Source organism: Rhizobium sp. OAE497 (assembly GCF_040546565.1).
Classification (GTDB): Bacteria; Pseudomonadota; Alphaproteobacteria; order Rhizobiales; family Rhizobiaceae; genus Rhizobium.
The window spans coordinates 481,119-505,248 of sequence record NZ_JBEPOA010000002.1; the positions used below are offsets into that span (position 1 = coordinate 481,119).

A 24,130-nucleotide genomic window follows, 5' to 3' on the forward strand; every position below is an offset into this window, starting at 1 on the left:
TTGATGGGCTGCGTTCCGGGGGGGGTGCCGTTGGGTACGAAAGCGTACTGCGATTTATTGGCCGGCGGCTGGAAATGACGGCCGAAGGCCGGAAAACAAGAAAGGCGCGGCTTGTGGCCGCGCCTTTCCGTTGTCCCTAGGGGACGTTCTTATGCTTCGCCGTAGGCAGCGATTGCCGCTGCGACTGCGCCGATCTGCGTGTCGTTCATCGCCTGGATCTGGTCCGAGGTGAAGGCCTTCAGCGGATCCTCGTCGAGGCCAGCGATATCTTCGGCAGCGATGCCGGAGATTGCCTTGACGTTGATTGCTGCGATGTCTTCTTCGGAGAACTCCTTGAGGTCTTCAGGCGACATGGCGGCGATCTGCGTGGCGGTCAGCTTTGCAGTCTGGTCGGAGGTCAAGCCGCCGATCTGCTCTGCCGACATCCCGGTGATCTGGGAGGCCTTCAGACCGGTGACGGCCGTCACGCTGAGCTTGCCGATCTGGGCAGCAGAGAGACCAGCGATCTGCTCGTCCGTCAGCGCGCCAACCTGGACTGCCGAGAGGGCACCGAGCTGGGCATCGCTGAACTTGCCGAGCTGGCCAGCCGTAAAGCCGGTGATCTGCTTGGCGGAGACCGCACCGATCTGGTCGACCGACAGCTTGCCGATCTGGTCGTCGCTCAGTGCACCGATGGCGGTGTTGCTCAGACCTGCGACTGCAGCCTTGGTGATCGCAGCCACACCATCCTCGGAGAGGCCGGTGATGTTGTCGGCGGTGAGGCCGGCAGTCTGAACTGCGGTCAGGAGACCAGCCTGGGTCGCCGTCAGGCCACCAACCTGCTCGTCGGTCATCGCAGTGATCTGCGTTGCCTTGAGGCCGGTGGTGCCTGCGTTGCTCAGCTGGCCGATCTGGTCAGCGGAGAAGCCAGCGATCTGGTCAGTGGTCAGAGCGCCGACCTGTACTGCAGAGAGGGCACCCATCTGTGCGCTGCTGAACTTGCCGAGCTGGGCAGCCGAGAAGCCAGCCATCTGGGTCGAGAGCAGGCCGGAGATCTGATCCGTGCTCAGCTTGCCGATCTGTTCTTCGGTCAGAACACCGATGGCGTCGTTCTTAAGGCCGTTGATTGCCTTGGCGCCGATGGCGCCAATTTCATCGGCAGAGAACTTCTTGACGTCATCAGCCGACAGGGCGCCGACCTGGGCAGCCGAGAGAGCACCTGCCTGAGCGACGCTGAGCCCTTCGAGCTGCACGTCGGACATGCCGGAGATCTGGGTTGCCTTCAGTCCGCCGACAGCGGCGTTGCTGAGCTTGCCGATCTGGGCGGCCGAGAAGCCGGCGATCTGCGTATCGCTCAGAGCGCCGACCTGAGCGGCCGTCAGGGCACCGATCTGCTCATCGCTGAACTTGCCGAGCTGACCTGCGGTGAAGCCGGCGACCTGCGTGGTCGTGACTGCACCGATCTGTTCGGCAGAGAGAGCGCCAAGCTGGTCATCGCTGAGGACGGCGATTGCCTCGTTCTTCAGGCCAGGGATGGCCTTCGTACCGATCTTGGCAACTGCGTCTTCAGACAGGCCGGTGATGTTGGTAGCGCTGAAGCCGCCAACCTGGGCTGCCGTCAGGAGGGCCGCCTGGGTGTCGGTGATGCCGCCAACCTGTTCGTCGGTCAGGGCAGTGATCTGCGTTGCCTTGAGACCGGAAACAGCCTTGTCGCTGAGCTTGCCGATCTGGTCGTCCGTGAAGCCACCGATCTGCGTGGTCGTCAGAGCGCCAGCCTGAGCCGCCGTCAGGGCGCCGACCTGTTCATCGCTGAACTTGCCGAGCTGACCTGCGGTGAAGGCAGTGACCTGCGTGGTCGTAACCGCGCCGATCTGTGCAGCCGAGAGCTTCGCAACCTGACCGTCGGTCAGAACGGCGATGGCTTCGTTCTTCATGCCGCTGATCGACTTGGTGCTGATCTTCGCAACAGCATCCTCAGACAGCTTGGTGACATTCGCAGCTGTGAAGCCGCCGACCTGAGCCGCGGTCATGAGACCGGCCTGAGTGTCGGTGATGCCTGCCACCTGGGTATCCGTCATCGCAGCGATCTGCGTTGCCTTCAGACCCGCGACCGCCTTGTCGCTGAGCTTGCCGATCTGAGCGGCAGAGAGACCTGCGATCTGATCGTTGGTCAGCGAGCCGACCTGAGCTGACGTCAGGGCGCCCATCTGTTCATCGCTGAAGTTGCCGAGCTGATCAGCCGTGAAGGCGGTGATCTGCTTGGTGCTGAGTACGCCGACCTGTGCAGCGGACAGTGCGCCGAGCTGATCATCGCTGAGAACAGCAATCGCTGCGTTTGCGAGGCTGGTGATCGACTTCGTGCTGAGCTTGGCAACACCGGTCTCGGAGAGGCCGGTGATGTTGTCAGCGGTGAAGCCGGCAACCTGTGCTGCGGACAGCAGGCCAGCCTGGGTGTCGGTGATACCGCCAACCTGTTCGTCGGTCATTGCAGTGATCTGCGTAGCCTTCAGGCCAACGACGGCCTTGTCGCTGAGCTTGCCGATCTGATCTGCCGTCAGGCCACCGATCTGATCGTTGGTCAGCGAGCCGACCTGGACTGCCGTCAGAGCGCCCATCTGTTCATCGCTGAACTTGCCGAGCTGCGCTGCGGAGAAGCCGGTGATCTGCTTGGCAGTCATCGCGCCGATCTGGCCAGCGGAGAGCTTGCCAACCTGTGCTTCGGTCAGGACGCCGATCGCATCGTTGCTCAGGCCGCCGATGGCTTTGGTGCTGATCGCACCGATTTCGTCGGCAGAGAACTTCTTGATGTCGTCAGCCGAGAGAGCACCAACCTGGGCAGCCGACAGAGCGCCGGCCTGAGCAACGCTCAGTCCTTCGAGCTGCACGTCTGTCATAGCGCTGATCTGCGTAGCCTTGAGGCCTGCGACGGCCTTGTCGCTGATCTTGCCGATCTGGGCGGCAGAGAGACCCGTGATCTGGTCGTTGGTCAGCGAGCCGACCTGAGCTGCAGTGAGAGCGCCGATCTGTTCATCGCTGAACTTGCCGAGCTGAGCGGCCGTGAAGCCGGTGATCTGCTTGGTGCTGAGCACGCCGACCTGAGCAGCCGAGAGAGCGCCAACCTGATCGTCGCTGAGGACGCCGATTGCTTCGTTCTTCAGGCTGATGATTGCCTTGGTGCTGAGCTTGGCGACACCGGTTTCGGAGAGGCCGGTGATGTTGGTTGCGCTGAAGCCGCCAACCTGAGCTGCCGTCAGCAGGCCAGCCTGGGTGTCGGTCATGCCGCCAACCTGTTCGTCGGTCATGGCAGCGATCTGCGTAGCCTTCAGGCCAGCGAATGCCTTGTCGCTGAGCTTGCCGATCTGATCAGCCGTCAGGCCGCCGATCTGGTCGGTGGTCAGCGAGCCGACCTGAGCTGCCGTGAGAGCGCCGATCTGTTCGTCGTTGAACTTGCCGAGCTGCGCTGCGGAGAAGCCAGTGATCTGCTTGGTGGTGATCGCGCCGATCTGGCCAGCGGAGAGCTTGCCAACCTGTGCTTCAGTCAGAACGCCGATCGCATCGTTGCTCAGGCTGCCGATCGCCTTGGTGCTGATCGCACCGATTTCGTCGGCAGAGAACTTCTTGATGTCGTCAGCCGTGAGAGCGCCGACCTGGGCAGCCGACAGAGCGCCGGCCTGAGCAACGCTCAGTCCTTCGAGCTGCACGTCCGTCATAGCGCTGATCTGCGTAGCCTTGAGGCCCGCGACAGCCTTGTCGCTGATCTTGCCGATCTGGTCGGCAGAGAGACCGGTGATCTGGTCATTGGTCAGCGAGCCGACCTGAGCTGCCGTCAGGGCACCAATCTGTTCATCGCTGAACTTGCCGAGCTGAGCGGCGGTGAAGCCGGTGATCTGCTTGGCGCTGAGCGCTCCAACCTGAGCAGCGGAGAGAGCGCCGACCTGGTCGTCGCTGAGGACAGCGATTGCTTCGTTCTTCAGGCCAACGATGGCCTTGGTGCTGAGCTTGGCGACACCGGTTTCGGAGAGGCCGGTGATGTTGGTTGCGCTGAAGCCGCCAACCTGAGCTGCCGTCAGCAGGCCAGCCTGGGTGTCGGTCATGCCGCCAACCTGTTCGTCGGTCATGGCAGCGATCTGCGTAGCCTTCAGGCCGACGACAGCCTTGTCGCTCAGCTTGCCGATCTGGTCGGCAGAGAGGCCGCTGATCTGGTCATTGGTCAGCGAGCTGACCTGAACCGCCGTCAGGGCGCCCATCTGCTCATCGCTGAACTTGCCGATCTGCGCCGACGTGAAGCCGGTGATCTGCTTGGCGGTCATCGCGCCGATCTGGCCGGCGGAGAGTGCACCAACCTGGTCTTCGGTGAGGACGGCGATTGCTTCATTCTTCAGGCTGACGATTGCCTTGGTGCCGAGCTTGGCAACAGCATCTTCGGAGAGGCCCGTGATGTTGGTGGCGGTGAAGCCGGCGACCTGCGCAGCACTCAGAACGCCTGCCTGGTCGGCGGTAAAGCCTTCAACCTGAGACGACGTCATGGCGGTGATCTGGGTTGCCTTGAGACCGGCAACAGCCTTGAGGCTGAGCTGGCCGACCTGGTCACCGCTGAAGCCACCAACCTGGGTGGTGCTGAGAGCGCCGACCTGTACGGCCGACAGGGCGCCCATCTGTGCTTCGCTGAACTTGCCGAGCTGGGCCGAGGTCAGCGCAGTCATCTGCTTCGTGGTCAGCGCCGCGATCTGGTCGGTGCTGAGCTTGGCGATCTGGTCGTCGGTCAGGCCGGCGACGGCGTCGTTGCTCAGGCCTGCGATTGCCTTGGCGCTGATGGCGCCAACTTCATCAGCCGAGAACTTGGCGATGTCGTCTGCGCCGAGCGAACCGATCTGCGCGGCGCTCAGGCCCTTGATCTGGTCGGAGGTCAGGTTTTCGACCTGATCGGCGGAAAGCGCGGCCATCTGGGTGGTGCTGAAGGCAGCGATCTGGGCGTTGCTCAGGTCCTTGAACTTGGTGGCATCGATTGCACCGAGCTGGGCGGCGCTGAGGCCGCCGATCGCGGCTGTGGAGATCGCGCCGAGCTGGTCGGAACCGAGAGCGCCCACATCTTCGGCTTCGAACGCAGCAACCTGCGTCTTGTTGAGAAGCTTCAGCTGGTCGACGGAGAATGCTGCAACGTCGTCCTTGGTAAAGGCTTTGATGGTTGTAGCGGAAAGAGCTTTGATTTGATTTGCAGAGAGAGAAGTAACGATCGAGGTCATGAAAGGTGCCCTTGCACTGGCGTTAGCGGTGACAGTGTCATTCGTCCGCGCGTCGTTCCCAAGAAGTTGGCAGATCCCCAACTGCAGACACGGGGGCTCGTGCCGTGCACAACTGCAAGGCCGATCGGCTTAGACGAAATGTTTCGGAAGACATCGCTCGAGAGAGCAGTCGCTTAGGACAAGCATCATGCGTACGGCGCCTCGCATTTGAGACGCCGGTTCCTAAACCGAAGACGCCCGGCAGGAAGCCGCACATCTCTAGCCTTGGTTTCTGAGACCCCCACGGCCAAAAATAGAAATATGTTGGAAGCCCTAATTATGGGTTAATTTTCGCGTAATGCTGGCACGTGCCGGGGCACCAAAAGTCTAACTTCTTGGATTACCCCAAAAAAGGGCAGTATAAATTCTTGTGTTATTTTTATAACACTGCGAAGGATATGCATATCAATATCTATTGAATTATGAGCTACTGATTCAGCCGCGACAATGCCACTCCGAGCAACCTGCGGTACTCCTCTTCCGCCGCGCCATAGGAGCCGTTCGCCTCTTCCATCAGGCCCCGGCGGCTGAGGATAGTGATCTGGCCGCGATTGGCGCGAACAAGGCCTTTTCCCTCGAGAATATGGAGTGCGACGGTGATGCCGGGGCGGCGGACACCCAGCATGACGGCCAGGAATTCGTGGGTCAGCGAGATGGTATTGCCGTCCATGCGGTCATGGACCATCAACAGCCAGCGCGCGAGTCGCTCTTCGAGTTTCGCATGACCGTTTGCCAGCACGGTCGACGACATTTGCGCCAGAAAGGCCTGAACATAGGCAAGCAGCTTGGCGCGCAATGTGGCGCTCGTGTCGATTGCCGCTTGCAGCGCTGCAGAGGTGATTCGGTAGCCGGTGCCGGAGACCTGCATGAAGGTCATGTTCGGGGATTGCTCGCCGCCGAGTACGATCGCGGCCCCGGTCATTCCCTCGCGTCCGGCAATGCCGACCTCGATGTCCCGCCCGCCCGAGAGGCGGGCGACGATCGAGGCGAGACCTGATTCCAGGAAGATGACGAAATCGACGGGCACATGCGCCTTTTCGATCTGGTAGGGGATATCGAGCGTCACGAATTCGAGATGCGGGGAAAGAAGTGCCAGATCGCTGGCATCGAGGCTTTTCAGCAGTTCATTGCGGTAGTGGCGCTCTTCAGTCGGCATTCTCGTCCCCACGGCCGGCGGGGTAAAGCCGACTCGATTGAAAAGGAACCTACCGCCTTGAAATTGCAGTACAACCGACTGTCTCTTACCGTACAAAGATGAGCGATCGCCGGAATGGAACAACATCACCGGTTTTGAAGTTCGGCACCCAAAGAACGGAGTGTCCGGCGTGGCGGCGAGAACGTTCCATCGATATGCGCGATCACAGGATGTGCCCAACACAGCCGTGCGCCTGATCCTGCGGGTCATCGAGGATAGTGTCGTTGCCGATGTCGAATGGCCGGCAAATGCCGAGACGGATGCGGGAAACTATCTCTACCCGACCTATGTGCCGCTGGCGATCGAGCGGGCCGAGGATGTCCGTGTGCACTACGGATTCATCGAGGTCGCCGTCGTGACCGGCAATCCGGATTTCTGGAACGAAGCCTGGGGCAGGCTGGTCTGATCAGCGGATCTTCCAGCCGAGCACGCGCTCATATTCCGCTTCTGTGCGGCCATAGCTTCCATTGGCCTGCTGCTTCAGGCCCTCGCGGTCGATGATGGTGATCTCGGAGCGGTGCGAGCGGATCAGCCCCTTTCCCTCCAGCATATGCAGCGCGACGGTGACACCGGGGCGGCGCACGCCGAGCATGATCGACAGGAATTCATGGGTCAGCGCCAGTTTCTGCCCCTCGATGCGATCGTGAACCATCAGCAGCCAGCGGGCCAGCCGGTTTTCCAGCACGGTATGGCCGTTGGTCCAGGCGGTCGAGGCGACCTGCAGGTTCAGCGCCCGGGTGAAGCGGCCGAAATGGCGGCGCATCTGCGGCCGGGCGTCCATCAGTTCCATGAGTTCTCCGGACCGTATGCGATAGGCCTCGCCGGGGATCTGGATATAGGTCTTGAATGGCCCCCGGTCGTCCCAGAGCACCAGTGATGAGCCGACGAAGCCTTCCCAGCCGATGACGCCGACTTCGATATCGCGGCCGCGCGACATCGAGGCGATGGTCGAGGCGAGGCCGCTTTCCATGAAGTAGGCAAATTCCAGCGGCTGGTTGGGCTTCTCCACCTCTTCGCCGAGCGGCAGTAAGACGCGCTCCAGCAGCGGCTCCAGCTTGGCGAAATCGGCGGCTGGCAGCGTCGAAATCATGAAATTCCGGAAGATCGCTTGCCGGGTATTCACAGTTCAAAGCTCCAGAAGTGCGTAGGCCTTGCCCGTCGGTTTCTCGATATGGGCAGCAACGTTGAAAACAGGGGCACCGCCCGGTGTGCGGCCCTCATAGGTGCCGCGATGGGCATGGCCGTGGACGACGGCATCGACCTTGAAACGGTCGATGGTCTCGGCAAGGCGCGAGGAGCCGAGAAATGGATAGATTTCCAGCGGCTCTCCGGCCACGGTCTCGGCGATCGGCGCATAGTGCAGGATCACCATGGATTTCTCGGCGCGGACCTGCCGCATGGCATTTTCCAGCCGCATCGATTCCTCGACGCTTTCGGCCACCATGGCCTTGATGGCGCTTTCGCCGAACGAGCCCAGCATGTGGCGGCCGAAGCCGCCGGCGAAACCCTTGACGCCGACGAAGCCGACGCCCGAAATCTCGGCGGCCTGGCCGTTGAGAAGCTTGACGCCGGCATCCGTCAGAATCTGCGTCACGTCATCGACCGAGCCGCTTTCATGGTCGTGATTGCCAAGCACGGCGACAACGGGAACGGTGCAGCTGCGCAGGTCGGCAGCGAGAAGCTCAGCCTCTTTCGGCTTGCCGAGATCGGTCAGGTCGCCGGCCATGACGAGAACATCGGCGACGCTCGATATCTCGCCGAACAGCTCCTTGTAGGATTTGCCGCCGTCTTCCTTCACGTGCAGGTCGGCGACGGCGGCGACGCGGACCTTTCTATTCTTCTCAGCCATCTCGATCTTCCCATTCGCCTCGGGGCTGTCCCTCGCCGCCGACATCGGCAAAGCCCCATTCCTTGACGTCTATTTCGAAATCGACGCGCGAATACATGCGGCCGCGGCAGATGCGCATCTGCGGCAGGGGCAGTTCGCGCTGGGCAGCCAGGCGCTCCAGGAGTTCGTCGAGCAGCCATTGCGGAACCTTGTCTCGCTCGGTCGGGTAGATCCAGCGGAAGTTCAAAATGGCGATCAACAGCACTTCCCAGTGCACTTCCATGTATCCGAGCAGCTTTCGCCAATCGATCTTGTCATGGGCGCGCAGGATGACATGGGCGATGTCGGCGCCGTCATAGCGGTGGCGCAGCTGCACGAAGAATTTCGACCATAGAAGCTCGGTCGGACTGATGATCCAGACAGGAGAACCGCACATCTCCACCTGCCGGGTATCCTGAAACCAGTCGTCGCCGACCGGCATGGTGCCGTTGGTCGAGGCGAAGATCACGTCGAAGAAATGCTTGCCCTTGAAGACCTTGCCGAGCCAGCGCTCGTCTTCGACCTCGACGACATAGCCCTTCTCCTTGAAGTGCCCGAGGATACGGCCGTAGTCGCCCGCCTTGCAAAAGATGTCGAAATCCTTCGTCTGCCGGGTGATGCCGGTATAAGCGCAGACAGCATAGGTGCCGGCCACCAGGAACGGAATCTTGCAATCGACGAGTTCGCGCACGGCATCGGCGACAAAGGGTTCGGCGTCCGGATCGATCAGCTGCGGAACGGCCCGCGCCTTCATCAGCGCCGGGTTCGCCTTGCCTTTCTTTGTCGCTGTCGCCGTGGTGTTCATCACCCGTCCTTTGCGTCACAAACCGGCATGTCCGGCCGAACTGAAGGCCCGTCTCAGAGCAGGACCTGTTCAAGCCGGATCGGAGGACGGCGCTTGGCGGCCATCAGCAGATCGAGTTCGATCGAGGACGGTCCGAAGCGCGAGAAGAGGTCTTCTGCCTGGTCATCTTCCAGGCCATATTTTTCCGCAAATTCGCTCAGACTGTAGGGACGGCCACGCAGGGTGCGGCCGCGGCGTTCGGTTTCACGGATCTGTGTCATGAGATAATTCTCCCCAGGCTCGTTGAGGAGAAGGAACCGGCGAGGCGGACAAAAGTTCCCTGTGGATGACGCGTCGAGTTGTGCCGGGGTGAGGCTGCACGTGCAGGAAGCGTTAACGCGCAGCCCCGATAATCGTGCAGGTTTAGGCGCTTGGAGACAAGACGTGAAGCGCAGTGATATCAGGCAGTTCTACATGCGGCATCGGGTTTCGATACACGATCTTCTCATTCTCATAGCGGCGATGTTCGTCGTCGCCTATGTCGCCTTCGAGGTCGATATCTTCGTCACCGAAGGCGCGGTCAGCGCGGCCGAGGAGACGATCGAGCTCGATGAGGCGCTGATGCTGGGCGGGCTGCTCGCCGTCGGAATGCTGGTCTTTGCCGTGCGCCGCTACATCGACCAGAAGCGTGAGACGGCGCGCCGCATCGTTGCCGAACGCAAGGCACGCGAACTCGCCTTCCAGGATCCGTTGACGGGTCTCGCCAACCGGCGCCAGTTCGACGACGCGCTGCGCGTCGCGGCTTCCTCGCCGCCGGCGGCCGGCCAGCAGCACGGCATTTTCCTGCTCGATCTCAACGGTTTCAAGAAGATCAATGACAGCTACGGCCACGGCGCCGGTGACGAGGTGCTGCTGATCGTCGCCCAGCGGCTTCTTTCCGCAGTGCGGCCCGGCGATCTCGTTGCCCGTCTCGGCGGCGATGAATTCGTCATTCTGGCGCCGCATCTCTTGGGTGCGGAAGCGGCGACGACCCTCGCGATGCGCATCGTCCAGGCCTTTGCCGAGCCGATCGCCACCGGCTCGATCATCCACCAGATCGGCACCGGAATCGGCATCTCGCTCTATCCGCGGGATGGCGAACAGCCGAGCGAACTGGTGCGAAAGGCGGATGTGGCGCTCTACCGCGCCAAGGGCGAGCAGCGCTCGGCGATCCGCTTCTTCGAAGAGGAAATGGATCTGCTCCTGAAGGAGCGGGGCCGCATGGAAGTGGCGCTACGCAAGGCGATGGCGGACGGCGCCATCGAACCGCGCTTCCGGCCCTCCTTCGATCTCAACACCGGCGAAGTGACCGCTTTCGAGGCCGTGCCCTATTGGGAAATGGAAGAGACGGAAGTGCCTGTCGAGCGCTTCCTGGCAATCGCCGAAGAGACCGGCATGATCCATGCGCTGTTCGAAAGCGTGCTCAAACGCGCCTGCGCCGGAGCACGAAACTGGCCGCCCGAAACCAGGCTGTCGATCGATATCTTCCCCGGTCAGCTGCGGGATGCCAATCTCGGCCAGACCATCCTGTCGATCCTGAAGACCTGCAATTTCGATCCGCACCGGCTGGAAGTGGAAATCGCCGAGGCAACGCTGGTGCGCGATTTCGAGACCGCCAAGCAGGCGCTGGCGCCACTGCGCGAAACCGGCGTGACGATGACGCTCGACCATTTCGGCACCGGCTATTCCAATCTCTACCACATCCAGGAATTCAAGCTCGACAAGGTGAAGATCGACCGGCGCTTCACGGAAAATCTGAACGACGACCGCTCGGCGCGGATGATGCGGGCGCTTGCCGGTCTCGGCCATGGATTGGGGCTAACGGTGACCGCCGATGGCATCGAGGGCGATGCCTCGCCGCTGATCTCCTCGGGCATCGAACATGGCCAGGCGGTGACCGCCCTGGTGACCGTCGACGAGGCGGCGATGCTCTTCCGCAAGGCTAGCGTGTAGCGGTTCGAAGGCGTCCCGGTACACGCCTTCCTCCCGGAAATGTCAGAAGAGAACTGAAAAATATCCGCAATTCCGCGGATCGTTTGCTTTCATTGTCAGCGCTTTGCCCTTATCTTGGGCCATCCTTGTCGATGTTATAGGCTTCTTTTGTTAGTCGAAATCATTATCGTGGTATTGCTCACCGTTCTGAACGGTGTGCTCGCCATGTCCGAACTTGCTGTCGTTTCTTCCCGTCCCGCCCGTCTTAAAGTTCTCGCCGATCACGGAAGCCGGGGCGCCACTCAAGCCATCAGACTTGCTGAAAATCCCGGACGCTTTCTGTCCACCGTGCAGATCGGCATCACGCTGGTCGGCGTTCTCTCGGGTGCCTTTTCGGGCGCCACCCTCGGTGGCCGCCTGACACAGTGGCTCTCCGAGCAGGGCGTCGGCCCCGCACTCTCCGATGCGCTCGGCGTCGGTACCGTCGTCGTCGCCATCACCTATCTGTCGCTGATCGTCGGCGAACTGGTGCCAAAGCAGATCGCGCTGCGGGAGCCGGAAGCGGTTGCCGCCAAGGTGGCGCCGGCCATGGTCGTGCTGTCGAAATTCGCGCTGCCGCTCGTCTGGCTGCTCGATGCATCGGGCAAGCTGGTGCTGAGGCTGCTTGGCCAGTCCGGCAAGGTCAGCGATGGCGTGACCGACGAAGAGATCAAGACTGTTCTTGCCGAGGCGCAGAGCGCCGGCGTTATCGAGAGCGAAGAATCGGCAATGATTTCAGGCGTCATGCGCCTGGCTGACCGCACGGCGCGCGCCCTGATGACGCCGCGCCGCGATGTCGAGGTCGTCGATATCGACGACACTCCGGAAGAAATCCGCAAGCAGCTGCAAGAGACGCGCCGTTCGCGCGTTCCGGTGCGCCGTGGCAGTTCCGACGAAGTCTTCGGCGTGCTCTTCGTCAAGGATTACTATGACGCGATGAGCAGCAACGGCCATGCCGATATCCAGGCGCTGGCCCACGAAGTCCCCGTTATCTCGGACCTGTCGACCGCCACCCACGCGATCCAGGCGATCCGCAAGTCGCCGGTGCATATGGTGCTCGTCTATGACGAATATGGCCATTTCGAAGGCATCATCTCGTCCGGCGACATCATGGAAGCGATCATGGGCGCGTTGCTCGAAGGTCCGTCCGAAGAGCAGGCGATCGTTCGCCGCACCGATGGTTCCTACCTCGTTTCCGGCTGGACGCCGATCGACGAATTCGCCGAGTTCATGAGCTTCAAGCTCGATGACGACATCGAGTTCCAGACGGTGGCCGGCCTGATCCTCGAGGAGCTGAAGCATCTCCCGGAACTCGGCGAGAGCTTCGTCAAGAACGGCTGGCGCTTCGAGGTCATCGATCTCGATGGCCGCCGGGTCGACAAGATTCTCGTCTCGGCGGAGGCCGAGGAAAGCGAAGCGCGGTCGGCCTGACGTCGGCCACCTGTGGAAATCTTACCCGGCTTACCGCGCTGCTTCACGTCCGCCTAAAACGCGGCTAGGTTTCTGCAACCCTGAATGCAGGAACCTCGATGCAAGACTTGCGACGTTTCTTAGCCAAGCCTGCAGCGGTGGCGATCGTGCTCTTTGCGCGCGCCATCACCGCGGTGCGTGCCATCTGGTCCGCGGAGGGGCTGCCGCCCCGGCGCTGCGTCTATTTTGCCAATCATTCCAGCCATGGCGATTTCATCCTCGTCTGGGCGGTTCTGCCTCCCAGGATGCGGCGGCGCGCCCGGCCGGTCGCCGGCGCCGAATACTGGCTGAAGTCATCGCTCAGCACCTTCATCGGTCGCGATGTTTTCAACTCGGTATTGATCCAGCGCGACAGGGAGCATCGGACCGAGGACCCGATCGAGCAGATGGCGGCGGCGATCGACAGCGGTTCGTCGCTGATCGTCTTCCCCGAAGGCACGAGAAACCAGACCGAGGAGCCGCTCCTGCCCTTCAAGAGCGGCATTTTCCATCTCGCCGAGGCGCGGCCGGAGCTCGATTTCGTGCCCGTCTGGATCAACAATCTCAACCGCGTCATGCCGAAGGGAGAGATCGTGCCGATCCCGCTGATCTGCACCGTCACCTTCGGTAGTCCGATGCGGCTTGAGGCGGGCGAGGCCAAGGAGGCATTTATCGAACGGACGCGGGGGGCATTGCTGGCGCTCTCTCCCAAGCATGCAGGGGCTGCGGAATGAACGAGGCTCAATCCGATCTCATCACCCTGGTTCTCGGCATCTTTGGCATCCTGATCGTCGCTTCGGCGGTCGGCTATGTGCTGCAGAAGAAATTCTCGCCTGACGGCGCAAACAGCGCCATCGAAAACCTGAATGCCCGCATCAAGGCCTGGTGGATCATGGTGATCTTCATCGGCATCGCCTTCCTGGCGGGCCGGGCAGGGGTCATCATTCTCTTCGCCTTCTGCTCGTTTGCGGCACTGCGCGAGTTCATCACGCTCACCAACACCAAACGGGCCGATCACTGGGCGCTGGCCTCCGCCTTCTTCGTCGTCCTGCCGATCCAGTATTATCTCCTCTGGGCCGAGGAATACGGCATCTATTCGATCTTCGTGCCTGTCTATGCCTTCCTGCTGATGCCGATCGTCTCGGTGCTGCGCGGCGATACCGAGCGCTTCCTGATCCGCATCGCCGAAGTGCAATGGGCGCTGATGATCTGCGTCTTCTGCGCCTCGCATGTGCCGGCGCTGTTGACGCTGACGATCCCTGGTTACGAGGGCCGCAACGTTCTGCTCATCGCTTTCCTGGTCATCGTCGTGCAGCTTTCCGACGTGCTGCAATATGTCTGGGGCAAGCTCTTCGGGCGCACCAAGATCGCCCCGAAACTCTCGCCGTCGAAGACGGTCGAGGGCTTCGTCGGCGGCATTGCCAGCGCCACGCTGATCGGTGCGGCACTCTGGTGGATTACCCCGTTCACGCCGTTTCAGGCCGGCCTTCTGGCGCTGATCATCACGCTGATGGGCTTCTTCGGCGGCCTCGTCATGTCGGCGATCAAGCGTGACCGCGGCGTCAAGGACTGGGGCCATATCATCGAGGGCCATGGCGGGCTGATCGACCGGCTGGATTCGGTGGTCTTCTCGGCGCCGATCTTCTTCCACCTCGTCCGCTACTGGTGGTCGCTGACATGAGCGGCCTCGTCGCGCGGCTTGGCCGAAGCAGCGCCGTCCATGTCGCCTTTGCGTTTGTGGCGATGGGGAGCTGGGCGCTGTTTGCCAACCGCGCCTATCCGCTGCCGCGCATGCTCTTGGCAGGCCTGGTGCAAGGCGCCCTGTCGGGTTGCCTGACGCTGTTTCTGAAGCGTGTGGTCGAAAGGCTCTCGGCGATATTTTCCGGCCCGCTCCGCCTCGTCGCGCCGCCGGTGATCGCCTTGTTGGGTTCGGCGACGCTGCTCGTCACCTTCCACATACTGAGCGGCACGCCTGAAATCCTGAAGACGATTGCCGTGCCGCTTCTGGTTTCGACGAGCTATGCGGCGCTCTATAATTATTCGATATCGAAAGGGAGGAGCTGACGTGACCGAGACCGGAGACCGCCGTCCGCTGACGAGCCGCAACAGCTGGTGGGCGCAGTCGACCGCGCGCTGGCTCGCCGGAAAATCAGTCACCCCGAACCAGATCTCGCAGGCGAGCATTCTTGCCGCGGCGTTCGCCGGTCTGTTCTTCTACCTCGCGGGACAGGGGATGGGCTCCGCCCGGATCATCTTTCTGCTGCTCGCAGCGCTCTCCTGCCAGCTCCGCCTGCTCTGCAACCTGTTCGACGGCATGGTCGCCGTCGAGGGCGGCAAGGCGGCGGCCGACGGGCCATTCTGGAACGAGTTTCCGGACCGTGCCGCCGATATCCTGATCTTTGCCGGCATCGGTCTCGGCATCGGCTATCCCGGCCTCGGCTGGGCGGCGGCGGCCTTCGCGGTGCTGACCGCCTATGTCCGCGAACTCGGCCGCGCCTCGGGGCAGGGCGCCGATTTCTCCGGCCCGATGGCCAAGCAGCATCGCATGGCGACCGTTACCGCCGCCGCCGTGCTGTCCGTCTTCGAACCGCTCGCCGGGTTTCACAACGACATCTTGTGGGCAGCGCTCTGGATCGTCGCGATCGGCGCCGCATTCACGGCGCTCAGGCGCAGCCGCAATCTGATCCGCTCGATGAAAGGCCGGGTCTGAGGGCTAGCAGCCGTTCATCAGCGCGAACACGGCAGCCCGATCAGGTGCACCGAGACGTCCGCCGAAGACGGTGCATTTCAACGCTGCCGCGGCCGATGCCACGCGGATCGACTCCTGCGTCGCCAATCCCTCCGCGGTCAGCAGTGCATAAGCGCCGTGGAAGATATCGCCGGCCGCGAGCGTATCGACGGCTTTGACGGGGAAGGTCGCGACATGGGCGACTGCCCCCGTCGCCTCGTTCCACCAGTAGCAACCATGCTCGCCCGCGGTGACGGCGACCAGCGCGTGCGGATAGCGTTTCTTCAGGATCGCTGCGGCTTCGGCCGGATCGGGGCTATCCGACAGCAGATGCGCGGCGGGCTCGGAGAAAAGCAGGTGGTCGCCCTCGGTTGCCAGCATATCGAGCGTGGCCGCGGGCGCGACGTCGCCGTCGAGGATTGCCGGTATTCCGGCCTGTCTGGCTGCACGCAATACATTTACCGCCAGCGCAGGCCAACGGACGTCCACCATGACGGCATCGAAGCCGGCGAGGTCGCCGGGCGTGACGTCGCGAATCTCGTGGTGAAGGCGCTTGTCGTAAAAGGGCACGATCAGCCGCTCGCCGTCATCGTCGATCAGGATCGTCGACACCGCCGAGCGCGCTCCGGCCGCCTGCAGCACGCCGCCGACATTTATGCCGGCATCCGCAAGCTCCGATGTTATCTGCTGACCGGCGGCATCATCCCCGACGGCAGCCCAGAGGCTTGCCATGCCGCCGAGCCTGACGGCAGCATAAGCGGCGCTCGACGCCATGCCCTCCGCGACCTGAAGCATTTCATCAGGCAGCACCTTGCCGGGTCGCGCCGGAATGGAGCGCACGCGAAACAGCGTGTCCAGGACGGCAGCGCCGACGAAGAGCACATGGCGGGCGTTGGCCGGGTGGTTCATCGCTAAGGTCAAATCCGATGGCCGGTGGCTTTGTCGAACAGGTGGATATGAGCAGGATCGATCGAGACAGTCAGGCGATCACCGAAGCCGATCGTCAGCCGCTCGCGAAACAGGCAGGAGATTTCCTCGCCGCCGCAGTCCAGTTTGGCGAAGATCTCCGATCCCGTGCCTTCGACCAGCCCGACCGTTCCGGCAATGCCGGTTGCGGTGCTGCGGATATGTTCCGGGCGGACACCGTAGACCAGGGGGCCGGACGGTGGGGACTGCTTGATGCTTTCAGGGAGCGGCAGGACAAGACCCTTGTCCGTGCAGAACACGCCTTCCTCGATACGGCCGTCCAGAAAGTTCATCGACGGCGAGCCGATGAAACCCGCGACGAAGAGGTTGGCGGGGCGGTCGTAAAGCTCCAGCGGTGCGCCGACCTGCTCGATGACGCCGTCATGCAGGACGACGATCTTATCGGCCATTGTCATGGCCTCGATCTGGTCGTGCGTGACATAGATCGTCGTCGTCTTGATACGCTGATGCAGGGACTTGATCTCGGCGCGCATCTGCACGCGCAGCTTGGCGTCGAGATTGGAAAGCGGTTCATCGAATAGGAAGACCTGCGGATCGCGCACCAGGGCCCGGCCCATGGCAACACGCTGGCGCTGGCCGCCGGAGAGCTGTTTCGGATAGCGGTCCAGAAGCTTTTCGAGCCCGAGGATTGCCGCCGCCTTGTTGACGCGCCCGGTGATCTCAGCCGCATCGGCCTTCTTCAGCTTCAGCGCAAAGCCCATGTTGTCGGCAACGCTCATATGCGGATAGAGCGCGTAGTTCTGGAACACCATGGCGATATCGCGGTCGCGGGCCGGCAGATTGCTGACATCGCGGGCGCCGATACGGATCTCGCCATCGCTGGTCTCCTCGAGGCCGGCGATCATCCGGAGCAATGTAGACTTGCCGCAGCCCGACGGGCCCACAAGGACCACGAATTCGCCGTCGGCGATATCGACATTGATGCCATGGATGACGTTGACGGCGCCGAAGCGCTTCTGGACATTCCTGATATTGACGGTTGCCATATAATCGTTCCCTGTATGCGGCCTGTCAGCCGCCCTTGACTGCGCCGGCCGTGAGGCCCGCAACGATCTGTCTCTGCGCGAACATCGTCAGCACCAGCACCGGCAACGTGACGATCAATGCGGCTGCGGCGAGCGGCCCCCAACTGACCTGCTCGAAGGACAGCATGTTGTAGACGGCAACCGGCAGCGTGCGGGTCTCGCGGCTTGCCAGCACGATGCCGAAGACGAAGTTGTTCCAGGAGAAGATCACCGAGAGAATGAAGGCCACGACGATGCCAGGCTTGGCGATCGGCAGCGCCACCAGCCGGAAGACCTGCCAGGGCGTGGCGCCATCGATGCTGGCGGCTTCCTCGAGCTCCATTGGGGTCGTCTCGAAATAGCCGATCATGATCCAGACGACGATCGGCACGGTGACGACGAGATGGATGATGATCTGCGGCCAGAGCGTCCCAAGCAGGTTCAGCCACTGAAACAGCAGGAAAAGCGGGATCAAGAAGGAGAGGCCGGGCGTCATGCGGGCGATCATGATCACCATCGCCGAGCGCTCGGCCTTCAGCCGCGCGATGCCGTAGCCGGCCGGAACGCCGATCAGCAGGGCGAGCAGGGTTGCGCCGCCAGTCACCAGGATCGAGTTCCAGAAATACAGGAAGAAATTGTTCTCCTGAAAGACCTGCAGATAGTTCGACCAGGCGAAGCGTTCCGGAATCAGGATCGGCGGATAGGCGCCGTTATCGATCTCGTATTTCAGCGACAGCGAGATCATCCAGAGGAAGAACAGGATGACGGGCGACACCATGACCAGTGCCACGAAGAACAGCCCGATGCGATCGATCGTCTTGCGCTTCATCATCGTGTCTCCACATCGGACCAGTTGGCGCGCTGGCGAACCATCATCAGCACGAAGGAGAGGGCGACGATGATGACGAAAAAGATGACGGCCATCGCCGATGCATAGCCGATGTCGTAGTAGGAGAAGGCCGTGTTGTAGAGGTAGATATTGATCGTCTCCGACGCCGTGCCGGGACCGCCCTGGGTCATCGCATAAATGATGTCGAAGCTCTTTACCGCATCGATCGAGCGGATGATGACGCCGATCATCAGGAAAGGGGCGATCATCGGCAGTGTCAGATAGCGGAATTTCTGCCAGGCATTGGCGCCATCGATTTCCGCGCTCTCGAACGGCTCGCGCGGCACGGCGGCTAGCCCGCCGAGCACGATCAGCATGATCAGCGGCGTCCACTGCCAGGTCTCGACGAGAACGAGCGACGGGATGACGCTGGTCTGGTTGTAGATCCATTCCTGCGGGCCGATGCCAACAAGCGACAGGAGATAGTTGAGCACGCCGAGTTGCGGATGGAACATCATCGTCCAGACCAGCGCGATGGCGACAGGGGTTGCCATCATCGGCATGACGAAGATGCCGCGCAGGAAACCGCGCAGCGGAAACTGCGCGTCAAAGATCAGGGCAGCGAGCGTGCCGAAGAAGAGAGGCGCCACGACTGCAAGCAGCGTATAGAGCGCTGTGTGCCAGAGGGACTCCCAGAAGCGGAAATCGGTAAACAGCCTGACGTAATTGTCCAGACCCGCAAAGACGACGGGCTGGCCAAGCGTCCAGCTGTTCACGCTCATCCAGAGCGTGAAAACCCACGGAAAGACGATGACCGCGGCAATGACGACAAGTGCCGGGATCACGAAGGGCCAGTAATTGGGAGCAAGCCGCAGCTTGCCCCCGTTCTTGGCGGCGCTATCGCTCCGCGCGGTTTCCATGCTCACGGCTGCCATTATCCCTCGCTTCGTGCCAGGACCGGCTCGAACTGCGCGGTTGCGGTCTTCAGTTCGGCGGCCGGATCGGCGCCGCCGATCATGTTGGTGAGGCCGACGCCATAGATGTCGCGGAACTCGGTGACCGGGATGATGACCGGCAGAGCCAGCTGCGAGACCTTTGCCGAAGCGGCAACGGCATCGACCCATGCGCTCGGCATCTTGACGCCTTCGCGGACCTTCGGATCCTCGAGAACGGAATTGCGGAACGGCACGCCGGCACCGGCCTGCAGCAGACGGGCACCCATCTCCTTGGAAATGACCCACTGACAAAACAGGTAGGCGGCTTCCTTGTTCTTGCTGGCAGCGACCACGCCGATGCCGTCACCGGTCGTGGCAGCGGCCTGAGCCTTCGGGCCCTTCGGCATCACGCCATAGCCGACCTTGCCGACAACACGGGACTTTTCCGGGTTCTCGATCGGCGGCGCGAAGCCGACGCCGTCGAGCCACATGCCGATCTTGCCCTGAAGGAAGGCCGACTGCGCCTCCGCCCAGTTGAAGCCGGAAACGCCGACGGGCGCGGCCTTGGTCATCAGTTCCTGATACATCTTTGCTGCAGCGACAGCTTCGTCGGAGGTCGTGCGCAGCTTGCCGTCGGGGCCGAGCGGCGTCCCGCCGTAACCGAGCATCAGCGTCGTCCAGACGGGAACGTTGGCGTTTTTCAGGCCGCGGGCGACGAAGCCGTAGGTATTGGTGCTCTTGTCGGTCAGGGCTTCGGCAGCCTTGACCATTTCCCCGAAGGTCGAGGGGTAGGACAGGCCCTTCTTCTCGAAGAGTTCCTTGTTCCAGTAGACGATCCAGTAGTCGACCGAGAAGGGAAGCGAACGCAGCTTGCCGTCGGAATCCTTGGCGAAGGTCAGGCCGGCTTCAGCGAAATCGCTCTCGACGAGCGACGGGTCGGTGAGCGACGGATCCTTGACGAATTCGCTGATATCGGCGAGCCAGCCGCCCTTTTCGAACTGGCGCTTCTGGACGTGATAGCTGAGATGCACGACATCGAAGCTCGGCTTGCCGGAAGACAGCTCGATCGTCGTCTTCTGACGCTGCTGCTGTTCCGGCGTTGCCTCGGCATTGACCTTGATGCCGGTCATCTCTTCGAATTCGCTGAGATACTTGAGAATGGTCTCGCTGCGCGGGCTCTTGACGAGATTGACCTCGAGCGTCGTGCCGGCGAAGCGCTTCCAATCGACGGCTGCAGATGCCGGCTTGACGCCGAGCAGACCGGCGGCGCCGATTGCGGCCGATCCCGCGAGGAACCCGCGGCGTGTGGGATTGATGAATGAAGATGCCATGCTAGTCTCTCCTCCTCCTTATGCCCTGCGATCTCCTCACCGCGGGCGTTTCGTCTATAATCTCAGCGCGCGGCTCCGTGCGTGATTGATATGCGCGGCGAGCGCCTCGACGGCTTCATTCGTGTTGCGCCGTTCGATCGCTTCCAGCACCCGCAGATGCTCGCCCATGACCGGGCCGACGCGGCCGTCGATGCGGAAGCGCTCCTGACTGATCAGGCGCATCTTGATGGAATTGACACGATAGGCGTTCGAAATGATCGTGTTGCCGAGCGCATCGATGAAGGCGTCGTGCATGCCCCAGTCGACCGCCTGCGCATAGCCTTCGAGCTCGTGCGAAGCATTGCCGCCTTCGATCGCCGCGACGATCTCACGATGGGTCGCGAGCATCGCCGCAATCGTGTCGTCGGTTGCGGATTGGGTGAAAAGCGCGACGGCTTCCTTCTCCAGAAAGAGGCGCAGCTGGAAGGCTTCGCGGATCAGGTTGAGGTCGATATGGGCGATCTGCAATCCACGCTGCGGCACGGTCTTGATCAGCCCTTCGGCCTCCAGCCGCGGGATCAGCTCGCGAATGGCGCCGAGCGTCAGTCCCGTCAGTTCCACCAGACGGCGCTGGGAGACGAATTGCCCAGGGCGGACATCGCGGGCCAGCAGATGCCGGGTAAAGCTCTCGTAAGCTTTCTCCCGCAGCGTCGGCTGCTCGTCGGCTCCATCCATGGGCTTCTCCTCGTACATTGCCGCTCAAGCCGCCTTCGTCTGGAAAAGGCTGTCGAAGGCGGCCGCAAGCTCACGCCTGCCATCGGCGGAGATTGACGTCAAAGGCGGACGGACTGCAAGCCATGTTTCGTCACCGGTCATGGTTGCTACCATGACTTTTACCGCCGGTGTCACCGGATGCTTAAGAAGCTCGGCAACGAAGCGCTCGACGCGGATATCGTCCTTGCCGTCGACAGCCATGGCCCGCACTTCGAGCGGCGCGAAATTCGCCATGCCGGAGATAGCGCCCTGGCCGCCGAGGCGGACACCCTTGGCGAGATGACGCTCGTCACCGATCAGGATGATGAGATCGCCATGCTGGCGCAGCAGCACTTCGGTGTAGGGCCAGTCGCCCGAGGAATCCTTCACACCTGTGACGATCGACGGGAAGGCACTGCGTAGCCGGCCGATCAGCTCGATGCTGAGCGCGACCATAGTGACCGAAGGAATGTTATAGACGAGAACGTCGCGCGCCTTGTCTCCGACCTGCGCAAAAACATCCGCGTACCAGGCATAGAGGCCGTCATCGGCGACGTTCTTGAAATAGGACGGTGGAGCAAGAAGGATGTTGCGCACACCCTTTGCCAGTGCCTGTCCCATCTGATGGGCAGCATCTTCGGCCGCATCGACCAGCACGCCAACGACGATCTGCGATGGCTTGATGCCTGCAGCCAGAAAGGCGTCGATAATCCGCTCGCGTTCCTGGGTGCCGACCGAGGCACCTTCGCCGGTCGTTCCAAACAGCGTGACGCTCTCGCATCCGGATGCCAGGCAGCGCTTCGCCTGGGCGAGCATCACATCCGCTGCGATGGCTCCGCTGCTCTTAAAAGGCGTCGCCAGAGCGACCGACAAACCAAATCCCGCCACCGTTTCATCTCCCTGAGGTCAGTGACATGTTCACTAACATGTCAGTATGCGACTGTAAACCTGTTTGTGGTGTTCCGCCGTTGCGCGAGCGGGCGAGACGAAAAAGATTGATCCGGTTGGCGCTCGCCCTTACTCGATAGGTATGAGACGAGGATTTTGCCGATGACCGATACCGACCTGGCCTCCGCACCCGAGCGCAAACGCGGCTCCGGGGTGAAGATGGTCTATGAAGTCGTGCGCGACGAGATCCTCGATCTGGTGCTGCCGCCGGGTAGCCCGATCGACGAGGTGCAGCTTGCCGAGCGCTTCGGCATGTCGCGCACGCCGATCCGCGAGGCGCTGGTGCGGCTTTCGGGCGAGGGGCTGATCGATACGCTGCCGAACCGCTCGACGATGGTGGCGAATATCGATTTCCTCAACATGCACACTTTCTTCGATGCGCTGGTGCTGATGTACCGGGTGACGACGCGGCTTGCGGCGCAGTATCATCGCCCGGAGGATCTGAGGGCGATCCGGGCCGAGCAGGCGCGTTTCACCGCTGCCGCCGAGGCGCAGGATGCGCTGGCGATGATCGCCACCAACGCTGCGCTGCACGCGGCGATTGCCGAGGCCGGACGCAATCCCTATTACATCAGCCTGTTCAACCGGCTGCTCGACGAGGGGCGGCGCATCCTCAGGCTTTACTATCAGTCTTATGGCGACCGGCTGCCGCAGCAATTCGTCGACGAGCACGAGGACATGATCGCCGCCATCGAGGCCCGGGACATCGATACCGCCGACCGGCTGGCCAAGGCGCATGCCGAGCAGATCGTCGCCCAGATACAGACACTATTCTCGCGAAATCAGCGGCACGATATCGATTTGTGAGACGCCGCCGATTTCTTGTCGACAAATAAAATACAAAGTGCTAGATGATATATCAGAGCTTGAAGCGCAGGTGATTTTGCGCCTTTGTAGCCACGATCATTCGCTATCCGCTGAAGGAGTTTGACATGAAGGCCAAGATCTTTTCCGGCGTCATCCCGGCGCTCATGACCCCCTGCAAGAAGGACCGCACGCCTGATTTCGATCAGCTGGTGCGCAAGGGCAAGCAGCTGATCGCCGACGGTATGTCGGCCGTCGTCTATTGCGGCTCCATGGGCGACTGGCCGCTTCTCAGCGACGAGCAGCGCATGGAAGGCGTCGAGCGCCTGGTCAAGGCCGGCGTCCCGGTCATCGTCGGCACCGGTGCGGTCAACACGGCGTCCGCCGTCGACCATGCCGCGCATGCCCAGAAAGTCGGCGCCCAGGGCCTGATGGTCATCCCGCGTGTCCTGTCCCGCGGCTCGGTCATCGCAGCCCAGAAGGCGCACTTCAAGGCGATCCTCTCGGCAGCTCCGGATCTGCCGGCTGTCATCTACAACAGCCCCTACTATGGCTTTGCCACCCGCGCCGACCTGTTCTTCGCCCTGCGCGCCGAGCATTCCAACCTCGTCGGCTTCAAGGAATTCGGCGGCCCGGCGGATATGCGCTATGCGGCTGAAAACATCACCAGCCGCGACGACGGTGTTTCGCTGATGATCGGCGTCGACACGGCCGTCTTCCACGGCTTCGTCAATTGCGGCGCGACAGGTGCCATCACCGGCATCGGCAACGTCCTGCCGAAGGAGGTCATCACGCTGTGCAACCTTTCCCAGGCTGCCGCCAAGGGTGACGTCGACGCCCGCCAGCGCGCCCAGGAACTGGAACAGGCACTCGCCGTTCTCTCTTCCTTCGACGAAGGCCCGGATCTCGTGCTGTTCTTCAAGCACATGATGGTGCTGAAGGGCGACGAGGAATACACGCTGCACTTCAACGAAAGCGACGTGCTCAGCGACAGCCAGCGCGGCTATGTCGAGAGCCAGTTCAAGCTGTTCAACAGCTGGTACGCCGAGTGGAGCAAGCTCCCGGGTGCGGTTGCGAAGTACAAGGCCTGAGGTTTTTGAGGTCTGAGTTTTGAGGCGGCTGTAGGCAACTCCGGCCGCATTTGTTTTGAGGGAAACGTGTGCGCTCGTGGCCCCCTCATCCGCCCTTCGGGCACCTTCTCCCCGCTGGGGAGAAGGGACACTGTGGCGACTTCTCGCGCGAACTCCCCCTCTCCCCTCGGGGAGA

At 62.0% G+C, this 24,130-nt stretch carries 22 protein-coding genes; 9 read left to right on the top strand and 13 right to left on the bottom strand.

What is annotated here, in order from left to right; all coding sequences use genetic code 11:
* Nucleotides 1-149: 149 nt before the first annotated feature.
* Both ABIE40_RS21795 and ABIE40_RS21800 read right to left on the bottom strand, forming a co-directional pair.
* Nucleotides 150-5,222, bottom strand: coding sequence for a beta strand repeat-containing protein (locus tag ABIE40_RS21795; protein WP_199625723.1), 5,073 nt, complete (start codon nt 5,220-5,222; stop codon nt 150-152).
* Nucleotides 5,223-5,688: 466 nt separating this feature from the next.
* Nucleotides 5,689-6,417 carry a Crp/Fnr family transcriptional regulator gene (locus ABIE40_RS21800; protein ID WP_199625724.1) on the bottom strand — a complete coding sequence of 243 codons (729 nt, stop codon included), beginning with the start codon at nt 6,415-6,417 and terminating at the stop codon, nt 5,689-5,691.
* A gap of 211 nt (nt 6,418-6,628) precedes the next feature.
* Here ABIE40_RS21800 and ABIE40_RS21805 point away from each other — a divergent pair, with 211 nt between their 5' ends.
* Nucleotides 6,629-6,862 (top strand): hypothetical protein, encoded by a 234-nt coding sequence (locus ABIE40_RS21805; protein ID WP_112714861.1) that lies wholly within the window; start codon nt 6,629-6,631, stop codon nt 6,860-6,862.
* On the opposite strand, the gene ABIE40_RS21810 is transcribed toward ABIE40_RS21805, so the two are convergent.
* The 4 genes from ABIE40_RS21810 to ABIE40_RS21825 all read right to left on the bottom strand — a co-directional run bounded on the left by ABIE40_RS21810 (nt 6,863) and on the right by ABIE40_RS21825 (nt 9,388).
* Nucleotides 6,863-7,579, bottom strand: coding sequence for a Crp/Fnr family transcriptional regulator (locus ABIE40_RS21810; RefSeq protein WP_246777593.1), 717 nt, complete (start codon nt 7,577-7,579; stop codon nt 6,863-6,865).
* 3 nt (nt 7,580-7,582) lie between these two features.
* Nucleotides 7,583-8,305, bottom strand: a complete 723-nt coding sequence (locus ABIE40_RS21815; protein ID WP_112714863.1) for a metallophosphoesterase family protein — start codon at nt 8,303-8,305, stop codon at nt 7,583-7,585.
* Nucleotides 8,298-9,077 carry a nucleotidyltransferase family protein gene (locus ABIE40_RS21820; RefSeq protein WP_199625901.1) on the bottom strand — a complete coding sequence of 260 codons (780 nt, stop codon included), beginning with the start codon at nt 9,075-9,077 and terminating at the stop codon, nt 8,298-8,300. The genes ABIE40_RS21815 and ABIE40_RS21820 overlap by 8 nt, the downstream gene beginning before the upstream one ends.
* A gap of 104 nt (nt 9,078-9,181) precedes the next feature.
* Nucleotides 9,182-9,388, bottom strand: a complete 207-nt coding sequence (locus ABIE40_RS21825) for a hypothetical protein (protein ID WP_130280599.1) — start codon at nt 9,386-9,388, stop codon at nt 9,182-9,184.
* Nucleotides 9,389-9,551: 163 nt separating this feature from the next.
* Here ABIE40_RS21825 and ABIE40_RS21830 point away from each other — a divergent pair, with 163 nt between their 5' ends.
* The 6 genes from ABIE40_RS21830 (at nt 9,552) to ABIE40_RS21855 (ending at nt 15,276) form a co-directional block, all read left to right on the top strand.
* A complete protein-coding gene (locus tag ABIE40_RS21830) occupies nt 9,552-11,099 on the top strand; it encodes a putative bifunctional diguanylate cyclase/phosphodiesterase (RefSeq protein ID WP_199625725.1) in 1,548 nt (515 codons plus the stop codon).
* Nucleotides 11,100-11,246: 147 nt separating this feature from the next.
* Nucleotides 11,247-12,548 carry a hemolysin family protein gene (locus ABIE40_RS21835; protein WP_199625726.1) on the top strand — a complete coding sequence of 434 codons (1,302 nt, stop codon included), beginning with the start codon at nt 11,247-11,249 and terminating at the stop codon, nt 12,546-12,548.
* A 98-nt stretch (nt 12,549-12,646) separates the two neighbouring features.
* Nucleotides 12,647-13,300, top strand: coding sequence for a lysophospholipid acyltransferase family protein (locus ABIE40_RS21840; RefSeq protein WP_413712113.1), 654 nt, complete (start codon nt 12,647-12,649; stop codon nt 13,298-13,300).
* Complete coding sequence (locus ABIE40_RS21845) at nt 13,297-14,247, top strand: phosphatidate cytidylyltransferase (protein ID WP_130280605.1); 951 nt, start codon at nt 13,297-13,299, stop codon at nt 14,245-14,247. The genes ABIE40_RS21840 and ABIE40_RS21845 overlap by 4 nt, the downstream gene beginning before the upstream one ends.
* The gene (locus tag ABIE40_RS21850) at nt 14,244-14,630 is read left to right on the top strand and encodes a hypothetical protein (RefSeq protein WP_199625727.1); all 387 of its coding nucleotides are present in this window, start codon (nt 14,244-14,246) and stop codon (nt 14,628-14,630) included. The genes ABIE40_RS21845 and ABIE40_RS21850 overlap by 4 nt, the downstream gene beginning before the upstream one ends.
* Nucleotide 14,631: 1 nt before the next feature.
* Nucleotides 14,632-15,276, top strand: a complete 645-nt coding sequence (locus ABIE40_RS21855) for a CDP-alcohol phosphatidyltransferase family protein (RefSeq protein ID WP_199625728.1) — start codon at nt 14,632-14,634, stop codon at nt 15,274-15,276.
* 3 nt (nt 15,277-15,279) lie between these two features.
* Here the strand turns inward: ABIE40_RS21855 and ABIE40_RS21860 are convergent, their stop codons facing one another.
* The 7 genes from ABIE40_RS21860 to ABIE40_RS21890 are packed head-to-tail and all read right to left on the bottom strand — an operon-like array spanning nt 15,280 to nt 22,000.
* Nucleotides 15,280-16,203 carry a PfkB family carbohydrate kinase gene (locus tag ABIE40_RS21860; protein ID WP_199625729.1) on the bottom strand — a complete coding sequence of 308 codons (924 nt, stop codon included), beginning with the start codon at nt 16,201-16,203 and terminating at the stop codon, nt 15,280-15,282.
* Nucleotides 16,204-16,211: 8 nt separating this feature from the next.
* Nucleotides 16,212-17,267, bottom strand: a complete 1,056-nt coding sequence (locus tag ABIE40_RS21865; RefSeq protein WP_199625730.1) for an ABC transporter ATP-binding protein — start codon at nt 17,265-17,267, stop codon at nt 16,212-16,214.
* A 25-nt stretch (nt 17,268-17,292) separates the two neighbouring features.
* Nucleotides 17,293-18,114, bottom strand: coding sequence for a carbohydrate ABC transporter permease (locus ABIE40_RS21870; RefSeq protein ID WP_112715124.1), 822 nt, complete (start codon nt 18,112-18,114; stop codon nt 17,293-17,295).
* Nucleotides 18,114-19,049 carry a carbohydrate ABC transporter permease gene (locus ABIE40_RS21875; protein ID WP_199625731.1) on the bottom strand — a complete coding sequence of 312 codons (936 nt, stop codon included), beginning with the start codon at nt 19,047-19,049 and terminating at the stop codon, nt 18,114-18,116. Before ABIE40_RS21875 ends, ABIE40_RS21870 begins: the two co-directional genes overlap by 1 nt.
* Nucleotides 19,049-20,380 carry an ABC transporter substrate-binding protein gene (locus ABIE40_RS21880; protein WP_199625732.1) on the bottom strand — a complete coding sequence of 444 codons (1,332 nt, stop codon included), beginning with the start codon at nt 20,378-20,380 and terminating at the stop codon, nt 19,049-19,051. The genes ABIE40_RS21875 and ABIE40_RS21880 overlap by 1 nt, the downstream gene beginning before the upstream one ends.
* A 54-nt stretch (nt 20,381-20,434) precedes the next feature.
* Nucleotides 20,435-21,094 (bottom strand): GntR family transcriptional regulator, encoded by a 660-nt coding sequence (locus tag ABIE40_RS21885; protein ID WP_112714885.1) that lies wholly within the window; start codon nt 21,092-21,094, stop codon nt 20,435-20,437.
* A 24-nt stretch (nt 21,095-21,118) separates the two neighbouring features.
* Nucleotides 21,119-22,000 (bottom strand): dihydrodipicolinate synthase family protein, encoded by an 882-nt coding sequence (locus tag ABIE40_RS21890; protein WP_199625734.1) that lies wholly within the window; start codon nt 21,998-22,000, stop codon nt 21,119-21,121.
* Nucleotides 22,001-22,162: 162 nt separating this feature from the next.
* Here ABIE40_RS21890 and ABIE40_RS21895 point away from each other — a divergent pair, with 162 nt between their 5' ends.
* The gene (locus ABIE40_RS21895) at nt 22,163-22,867 is read left to right on the top strand and encodes a GntR family transcriptional regulator (protein WP_199625735.1); all 705 of its coding nucleotides are present in this window, start codon (nt 22,163-22,165) and stop codon (nt 22,865-22,867) included.
* Nucleotides 22,868-22,992: 125 nt separating this feature from the next.
* Entirely contained in the window at nt 22,993-23,955 is a 963-nt protein-coding gene (locus ABIE40_RS21900; protein WP_199625736.1) for a dihydrodipicolinate synthase family protein, read from the top strand.
* The last annotated feature ends 175 nt before the right edge of the window (nt 23,956-24,130 follow it).